Genomic DNA, 1761 nt, shown 5'->3' with positions numbered 1-1761 from the left:
TATTSWTGGGTATACTCCTACTGAGGTAGACAAGCAAATAATTAAAGCTTGTCTGCCGAGGAAGGAGTATTTTTTATGGGCCGAAAAGGTTCGAGATACAGCGTAGAAGAAAAGCTTTACTATATTGGTTTAGTGAAGGGGGGTATGTCACCTAACGCCATTCGAGAAGAGTACGGTGTCCATCCTTCACATGTGGTTCAGTGGATAGAGCGGTATGATGCGGGTGGCGTGGACGCACTGGCCAAACGCCGCGAGCAGCGGAGGTATTCAGAGGAGTTCATGCTCAAGGTAGTCCAAGCATACCTTACAGGTGGCACATCATATCCGCAGTTAGCTAGACAATACGATATCCCAAATTCTTCCGTTATTTATCAGTGGGTTAAACGGTATACTAGTGGTAAATCACTTACAACCACTAGGAGGGGCACCCCGATGAAAGACGGCCGGAAAACAACTCAAATCGAGCGTGTTGAAATTGCACAGTGGGTCATTGCCAATGAGATGAATTACACCGGCGCAACCACACACTTCAATGTGTCTTACGGCCAGGTATATGCCTGGGTCAAGAAGTTCAAGCAAGGCGGCCCAGACGCGCTCGTAGATCGTCGTGGTAAGGCCAAGGAAGATAACGGGAAACTGACTGAATCAGAGCTCAAGGATTTGGAAATCAAGCGTCTCAAAGCACGACTAGCTCATGTCTCTACGGAGGTCGCGGTGCTAAAAAAACTCCAAGAGTTCGAAAGGATGGATGCCCCTCAGAAGAAAAGTACCTTACCGTTCAAGCGCTCGCACAAAAAGTAAATCCTGACACTAATCGAGTGTATGGTATCAACTTTATGTGCGCCTATATCGGTGTCTCTCGCGCTGCATATTACAAGTGGACACATCGTAAGATCACCGCCCGTGAACTTGAGAATGACGCGATCTTGACTTACATCATCAAACGTCAGGAGTCTAATAACTACATCTATGGTGTTCGTACGATGACGATGTATATCAATGTAGAAACGCCTTACCATGTCAGCCAAGGCCGAGTCCGTCGCATCATGCGCAGTCATGGAATCTACTCATCAATTCGTGTGGCCAAGCGGGACCGCAAAGCAGAAAAGAAGGAATTCATCCTCGCTAACAAGTTACTTCGTGAAGATGGTAGTCATGACTTCACTCCTGAACGGCCGAACATCACTTGGGCGACCGATTGTAGCGAGCTGAGATTCGGCGTAGATATCAAGCAACGCTTGCGCTTGAGTGCCATTAAAGATCTTTATGACGGTAGTATCCTTGCATGGGACGTCGCTGGTACAGAGACGACACAACTAGTAACGGCGACGATGACGAAGGCGCTTAAAGCGAACCACGGTTTGAAACCTGAGATTCTTCATTCCGATCAAGGTTCGGTATACACTTCCCGCGCATACAATACGTTACTGACGGGAAACGGCATCACACATAGCATGTCTCGACCGGGTACCCCCGGTGACAATAGTCCGATGGAAAGTTTCTGGAGTCAATTTAAGACTGAGGAGTTGGCGCTCAAACACCCACTATCTGAGATTGAACTTATCGCCATCATCAAGAAGTACATCAATTGGCATAATAAGGAAAGACGCCAATTAGCATTAAACGGCATGACCCCGGAAGAATATCGGAATCATGCCGTTCAAGAAAGTGCATAAGCCTTTAATTATTTGACTGTCTACTTGACGCGGAGCCGCGCCCTTTGTTGGATGTCTTTTTGTTACCGATCACCAGCTACCGGGG

Annotated in this window: 2 protein-coding genes; both read left to right on the top strand. The window is 47.5% G+C overall.

What is annotated here, in order from left to right:
- Nucleotides 1-75: 75 nt before the first annotated feature.
- The gene (locus tag BVJ53_RS14570) at nucleotides 76-801 is read left to right on the top strand and encodes a helix-turn-helix domain-containing protein (protein WP_129302965.1); all 726 of its coding nucleotides are present in this window, start codon (nucleotides 76-78) and stop codon (nucleotides 799-801) included.
- A 35-nt stretch (nucleotides 802-836) separates the two neighbouring features.
- Nucleotides 837-1676: an IS3 family transposase gene (locus BVJ53_RS14565; protein WP_238150192.1), complete on the top strand. Its 840-nt coding sequence runs from the start codon at nucleotides 837-839 to the stop codon at nucleotides 1674-1676.
- Nucleotides 1677-1761: the final 85 nt, after the last annotated feature.

The sequence above is a fragment of the Lacticaseibacillus chiayiensis genome, assembly GCF_004123795.1.
Taxonomy (GTDB): Bacteria; Bacillota; Bacilli; order Lactobacillales; family Lactobacillaceae; genus Lacticaseibacillus; species Lacticaseibacillus chiayiensis.
Note: the sequence above shows the minus strand (reverse complement) of the source record. Positions and strands in the feature narration are given on the sequence as shown.